This window comes from Caballeronia sp. EK, assembly GCF_014384845.1.
GTDB lineage: Bacteria > Pseudomonadota > Gammaproteobacteria > Burkholderiales > Burkholderiaceae > Caballeronia > Caballeronia jiangsuensis.
Genome location: NZ_JACSUE010000051.1, coordinates 1 through 6,554 on the forward strand (window position 1 = coordinate 1; position 6,554 = coordinate 6,554).

Below are 6,554 nucleotides of genomic sequence, written 5' to 3' on the forward strand. Positions count from 1 at the left end.
CAGATTTTCTAGCCAGCGATAGCTTTCCTTTTCTTCAATTGGCACACGCGTAGGGTTGACCTTTCGCTTCAAAGCCGTGCAGCCCTTGAACTTGGCACGGGTCCAGAATTTGATGGCCGTCAGGCCAAGCGGCAAGCCTTCAGCGGTTACGCCCAGACTCGAGTGCATTAGAATGCCGCATTGCGTCAGCGGCTTCTGCAGGCCGTGCCTTCCACGCTGAATCGAGGTCTTGCCCGTATATCCGACAAGTTCAGGCCGTTCCCGCTGATATGAGAACGTTGTCGTATCTTGCAGTACGGGAATCGGGCCTTCCGTCGCCCTAAAGCGCTCAGCACTCGCTTGGAAATGTCCGTCCAGAATATCCTGCTCGCTTACTCGCTCATTGGACAAGAAGCGGTAAGCGCCTTTCGTGTTCGCCCAGTCTTGGCAGACGAATGGAATAGTTTGTCCCACGCCTGACCATAGTCTCTCTAACAATCTTCGAAATTGTCTGCGAAGCCTGGCATCTTGAAAACTGCTATCCGTCACCTCGTGATTGATCCAGTCCTCGCCACCTACTCGGCCGGTACCAGTCATTTTCTATCCATAGATATCCTAACGTAGTGCGGGCTAACAGAACTTGCTATTATTACGCGGGTAATTGCAAGATTGAGGGCGCGCTTACTCAGCGTCACGCCCTTGCGACGTAGCTCTTGATGAATGCGCCCGTAGTCGAGCTGGGCGTAGGCCGCGGGTCCGGTGGGTTTGCCGAGAAACTGCCGTCGAACTTAAGTCGTAAAACGTCCTTGATCATGCGCATATTCATCCGGTGCGCGGGCATGCTCTCTCCGGCAAAAGCCGGCGAGCATAGCTCGCGTGGTTGATGTCATGCGCAACGCCAGTCCTGTCGCCCGGTCCGCTCGGTCACCGCCCTTGTCGTAAAGTTCCTTGAAGCGGTAGATGCTGTCGCGGGAATATTTGCCCAAAGGCACTAACCTGTCTTTCTACAGTCAGAAAGAATTCGACGCCATCGGCGACAGCCTGAACAGCCGGCCCCGCGCGACTCACGCGTTCCAATTTCCATTCGAGGTCTGCGCTGCGACGCTTGCCTCAGCGAGCCAACCTCACGGTTCTACACACGAGACTCCGTGTTGCACTTCAGTTTGAAACCGCACAACGATGCCGCCAGCGCTGCGCGTTCACTGACGGCCATCATTGCCCGATACCGCAGCAACCGGACGAACCTCAATATTGTCTCCATTTTGCAGGTAAGGCTGCGGTATAGATTGCCTCCAAGCGTATATTATTCTTCGCCTTGTCTCGTAGCGCTTCTTGCAGTTTGCCGGAAAGTAGCTTTGTGCACGTGAGGAGTTTCCTCTCCCCAAGGAGCCGCCCCTTGTGATCCACCAGTTCGTCTTTTGAAAAGCCCTTGACATTAGGATCTAGGTCGTCGGCATGATTCAGCATTGCGACCGCCAATACGCGCAGCCCTTCTGGCGAATCCAATTCCTCACCAAACATCAGGGAACTACTCGCGTACGACAATGCGGCTGCATGGGATCTGAGGAAAAAAGCCTTTTCGGCGTCGGTCAGGGCACCATGTACTGCCTCGGCCTCCGCAAAGAGCTGCTCCAGCAGGCCTTTTTGAAAACGCGCATTCGAGAACTCCTTGAACACGACGAAATCATCGTGATCATGCCCCACCATCGGAAGAATGAACCGCTTCAGATCCGCTTGGGCCTGCGGAGTGGTCCACTTCTGGCTCACGCGGCCGGCGGCCCCAATCATGTAACCTTCGACATACTCCGAGGGAATCACGGCCTTCACGATCTTCTCCAGCGACTGACCCGATAGTCGCGAGATGCTTTGGGCATGCAACACACGGAATTGCGCAAGGTGCGTCTGATTGAAAAGCGGATAGAACTCCGCTTTTGCCATCATCAATTCGTCAGGTTTGCCACTCGATTCATCAGGCATACGACTCCAGTCGACGGCAACGAATACATTGCTTAACTCTTCACCCGGCTCGTCGGGGGCCCGCATACCGTTCTTAAAGTCATCTTTGGTCAGCAGGATGCAAACCTCCGTTTCCTTGGCAAGCAACGGAAAATATGACGACTCCGGCTCGCACATTAACTCAGAGGATATTGTCACAAACCGTTTCAATTTATCAGGAAGTACGCTTAGGTAAGTCTTGCGCAGCGCCGATGCACGCTCACCCAGCTCTTCTTGCCGTTCCGCCGCATCCAGTATCTGCAGCAAACTGAAGCTGTTCTCACGAGCCCATGCGTAGCCCTCGGGTTCCGGTTGTGTCAACTGTGTCTGTGCATGCCCCAGCATGACCTTCAGTGCGGATAGGGGCCAACTCTCCGCCGGGAATAGAACATCCTGATAGCTCGAGAACAGCCTTGGAAGCATCTTCTGAACAAAGGAATCGATCGAAACACTCTTATCCTGATACTCAGGATGAGCGAGCAGGAACTCCGTGACCACAGCTTGAACATCAGGATCGTTGACACCTGCGCTCATGACGTCGTCTAGCGCCTTTATCGCCACTTCCATACACTGGATCTTTCTATCACCCTTTAACCGTCTATCTATGGCAGTCAGGATGCTGCCGGAACGAGGATTGTTCCGGTGGTTAAAAAGAACATCACGTGCTTCTGGACGGCGCAAGTCCGCTGATAGTCCAGAGAAGGTAATCTTGGAAAGCATTTCGTCGGTAAACAGATCGCGACGGATGATAGTTTCCAGCGAAAATGTCGTCTGAGCCAAGGTCGTCGCGCGCATGTCTACCAGGGACAGGTCTGCCCCGCTCATGTCCGTTCCGCTCAGGTCCGCTCCGCGCAGGTCCGCTCCGCGCAGGTTCGCTACGCTCAGGTTCGCTCCGCTCAGGTTCGTTCTGCTCAGGTCCACTATGTCCAGGTCCGCTCCGCGCAGGTCCGCTCCGCTCAGGTTCGCTCCGCTCAGGGCCGCTCTGCGCAGGTTCGCTCCGCTTAGGTTAGCTTCGCCCAAGTTGGCTCCGCGCAGGTCCACTCCACGCAGGTCCACTCCGCGCAGGTCCGCTCCGCGCAGGTCCACTCCGCTCAGGTCCGCGCGGTACAGGTCCGCTCCGCTCAGGTTCGCTCCGCTCAGGTTCGCGTTGGCCAACCTCCTCCCGCTCAGGTTCATCCCGTACAGGGTCGCTCCGCTCAGGTTCGCTCCGCTCAGGTTCGCTCCGCGCAGGTCCACCACTCCACGCAGGTCCACTCCGCGCAGGTCCACTCTGCTCAGGTCCGCGCAGTACAGGTCCGCTCCGCTCAGGTTCGCTCCGCTCAGGTTTGCTCCGCTCAGGTCCACTCCGCTCAGGTCCACTCCGCTCAGGTTCGCTCCGCGCAGGTCCGCTCCGCGCAGGTCCGCTCCGCGCAGGTTCGCTCCGCGCAGGTCCGCCTCGCGCAGGTCCGTTCCGGCCAGGTCCGCTCCGCGCAGGTCCACTCCGCCCAGGTCCTCCCCTTCCCGCAGCGCACTACGTCCTGCGAGCCAATCCCGTCTCGCCTGCGGGATGCGGTCAATGGCTTCCCCGTACCGGTAATCATCTGCCTCGTGCATAACAATTTCCCGTTCCAGAAGCGACTTGAGGGCATCGATGTCGCAATCCTCGATGGCAAAGGACTCCGACGTCTCGCCAGTCTTCACAGTAATGGTGAGGACTGTGCCGTTCGCGCCGGTATCCTCGGAAACCTCCAACTCACCGCCGTGTTTCAGCTCTATCGAAACAGAATGATTACCCGGACCCTCAATCACGTGAGCCTTTTCGAGGATTTCCTTTTGAAGATCCACCACCGCTTGTGTGACGGCATCTTCTTTCTGGTAGCTGCTGATGCACTTGCAAACCCGCTCGATGAGCAGTCCAATAAACGCAGTCAACAGGGTGATCGCCGCAGTCACTGTCCCACGTGAGCGGGAAATATTGAAGTCCCCCGCCCGTTTCCCCATGCTTTCTTCCGTGTTGGCGGTGGCGCCCCAAAAGGCTTTACTGCTAAACGTGGGAACGTTTTTGCCGTCCACGCCCAGCCGGAAGGCCTCGTGCGAGCCTCCCCCGAAACGGTTCATCTGCCCATCAATTGGCGTTTTACCGAAAAAAGCTCGTGCAAAGGTTTGTGCAGTTACAACCGGCATAGCGGAGGTGGTCCTGGTCAATTTACGCTGTTTAGGTTGCCATTGATGCACGGATCGCTGAAAGATGGTTCCCCTCTCCTTGCATTCGGCTTCACCATCGAACGTGCAGGACAATTCGCTTGCCCGGATGGCTGTAGGTCAACACGCTCCATGATGACTAGGATCGGGCTAACGCGCATTGGCGAATCTGCCTGAAGTTCGCCAATTTGCGTGCTGCTCGACCCGCCGTCATCCGAATCGTGCGTATTTCGGCGAGCCATTCTAACAAACTAAGGTATCCTGTTAATTCGCATGAAAGAGGCGCACGCCAGCCCAGTCATACCATGCGCGCAAACGCGCCTTCCGCTGTTCGCGGTGGCATGCCGCGTCCATCCGGTGCCGGGGCAATGCGAAGTGCTGACGGATCGGACCAAGCGACGTGCTTCACACTGGCCAGCTCAGGCAGTTCCGCCTTTGCAGCCGGGAAGCTACGTAGCAGGTCGGTCACGATCTTCGTGGGTACCGGATGTGAACGCAGCACTTTCCTTAAGAAGCGTCTGGCTGCAGCCTTGTCGCGCCGAGCACGTCAAGCTCGGCTCTGAGCTTGCCCGCAAAAAAGGGATCCCTTGCTGAGTGTGTAAAACTCATGCAAGGAGGAAACAAGGATGGGTAATCCGAGAGCACGGTATACGCAGGAATTCATGATCGAAGCCGTGCGCATGGTGCGTGGCCGCCAGAGCATGGCGGCCGTAGCAAAAATACTAAGCATCAGTCCGAAGACGCTGCACCACTGGGTAAAGGCCGATAGCGCTGGCAAGCTGCCCGCATTCTCGGTCATCGCTTTGCAACGCGTCGAGAAGCGATGGACGAGGTTATCGACTGGCTGAGCTTCTACAATCATTCGCGCTTGCACTCGCCGTTAGACTACGTCAGCCCGATGCAATTCGAGCAGGACTGGTACGCCGCCCAGAACCAACGGGTGGCATAATCTCCGCTCAGTTAAGGGATCCGAAATTCGCGGGCAATGTCACTCCGTGTTCGTCCACCGCGTGCCACAGCACGTACGGCTCGCACACCCTGCAGCTTCACGAACACCTCCAGGTCGAGCCCGAGGTGCTCCGCAGGCTCAGATTGAATCGGTGGTGCCAACGTACCGCGCAACTGATGACCGCGGCGGGGAAACGGAAACCGTGATAATGCGGCTTGATCTTCTTCATCTCGTCATTCCACCCGTCAGCGATGTCAACTTGACAACGCCTCACCATCTACTCCTTGGTCTCCCGGCGCACTCTCATCTTGATTGAAGCGCGGCAGACAAACTCTCGGAGGCGCCCTGCCGGGTCCCTTGAGGCAGGTGGTCGATACAGCGCGCGAGCGCGGCCAGAGGCTCGCCCCGGTCGGCCACGCCGAGTGCGAGAACCGCCTCCAGCAGACGATCGAAGGTGGCCTGCCGGGTCCCTACAGGCAGCGCCCAGATCTGGTCGGCTAGCGCGACCAGGGGCTCGCCCCGGTCGGCCACGTCGAATACGAGAGTCGTCTCCAGCAGACGATCGAAGGTGGCCTGCCGGACCCCTTCAGGCAGCGCCCAGATCTGGTCGACGAGCGCGACCAGGGGCTCGCCCCGGTCGGCCACGTCGGGTACGAGAGTCGCCTCCAGCAGACGCTCGAAGGCAGCCGACCGGTTCCCGTAAGGCAGCGCCTCGATCCAGCCAGCGAGCGCGGCCAGCGGCTCGCCCCACCCGGCCACGTCGAGTGCGAGAACCGCCTCCAGCAGACGCTCGAGGGCGGCCGGCCGGATCCCTTCGGGCAGCGACCCGATCCAGCGCGCGAGCGCGGTCAGGGGCTCGCCCCGCCCGGCCACGTCGAGTGCGAGAACCGCCTCCAGCAGATGCTCGAAGGCGGCCGACCGGGTCCCTTCAGGCAGCGACCCGATCCAGCACGCGAGCGCGGTCAGGGGCTCGCCCCGCTCGGCCACGTCGAGTGCGAGAACCGTCTCCAGCAGAGGCTCGAAAGCGGCCGGCCGGGGCCCTTCAGGCAGCAACTCGATCTGGCCGGCGAGCGCGGCCAGAGGCTCGCCCCGCCCGACCACGTCGAGTGCGAGAACCGCCTCCAGCAGACGCTCGAAGGCGGCCGGCCGGGTTCCTGTAGGCAGGCGGTAGATCTGGCGGGCGAGCGCGGCCAGAGGCTCGCCCCGGTCGGCCACGTCGAGTGCGAGAACCGCTTCCAGCAGACGATCGAAGGCGGCCTGCCGGGTCTCTTTCGGCAGCGACCAGACCTGGCCGGCGAGCGCGGTCAGCGGTTCGCGCCGATAGCCAGGCGGCAGCTTCTGGATGTCCTCGAGGACTTGCGCGCCGTCGGGTTCCCACTGTTCCACGTCCGAAGCGCGTGCTTTCATGTCCTTGGCCTGGCGCACAAGGTGAACATCATGGGACGCTAAC

At 59.4% G+C, this 6,554-nt stretch carries 3 protein-coding genes and 4 pseudogenes; 3 read left to right on the forward strand and 4 right to left on the reverse strand.

What is annotated here, in order from left to right:
* On the reverse strand, positions 1-576 hold a 576-nt coding region (locus tag IAG25_RS40720), incomplete at its 3' end, for an IS4/Tn5 family transposase DNA-binding protein (RefSeq protein ID WP_304502708.1).
* A 366-nt stretch (positions 577-942) separates the two neighbouring features.
* Here IAG25_RS40720 and IAG25_RS41995 point away from each other — a divergent pair.
* Positions 943-1,146: pseudogene (locus IAG25_RS41995) on the forward strand (hypothetical protein); the annotation flags it as partial.
* Between the two features lie 78 nt (positions 1,147-1,224).
* On the opposite strand, the gene IAG25_RS40725 reads toward IAG25_RS41995, so the two are convergent.
* Both IAG25_RS40725 and IAG25_RS40730 read right to left on the reverse strand, forming a co-directional pair.
* Positions 1,225-4,137: a pentapeptide repeat-containing protein gene (locus tag IAG25_RS40725; RefSeq protein ID WP_187609847.1), complete on the reverse strand. Its 2,913-nt coding sequence runs from the start codon at positions 4,135-4,137 to the stop codon at positions 1,225-1,227.
* A 282-nt stretch (positions 4,138-4,419) separates the two neighbouring features.
* Positions 4,420-4,696 (reverse strand): annotated as a pseudogene (locus tag IAG25_RS40730) (DDE-type integrase/transposase/recombinase); the annotation flags it as partial.
* A gap of 85 nt (positions 4,697-4,781) precedes the next feature.
* On the opposite strand from IAG25_RS40730, the gene IAG25_RS40735 reads away from it, so the two are divergent.
* Positions 4,782-5,003, forward strand: coding sequence for a transposase (locus IAG25_RS40735; protein WP_375336579.1), 222 nt, complete (start codon positions 4,782-4,784; stop codon positions 5,001-5,003).
* Positions 4,937-5,104: pseudogene (locus tag IAG25_RS40740) on the forward strand (IS3 family transposase); the annotation flags it as partial. The gene IAG25_RS40735 and the pseudogene IAG25_RS40740, both read left to right, overlap by 67 nt.
* A 303-nt stretch (positions 5,105-5,407) precedes the next feature.
* On the opposite strand, the pseudogene IAG25_RS40745 reads toward IAG25_RS40740, so the two are convergent.
* A pseudogene (locus tag IAG25_RS40745) lies at positions 5,408-6,554 on the reverse strand (hypothetical protein); the annotation flags it as partial.

Coding starts and splice junctions, on each gene's coding strand:
- IAG25_RS40735 (WP_375336579.1), top strand. CDS start 4,782: ATGGGTAATCCGAGAGCACGGTATACGCAGGAATTCATGATCGAAGCC.
- IAG25_RS40725 (WP_187609847.1), bottom strand. CDS start 4,137: ATGCCGGTTGTAACTGCACAAACCTTTGCACGAGCTTTTTTCGGTAAA.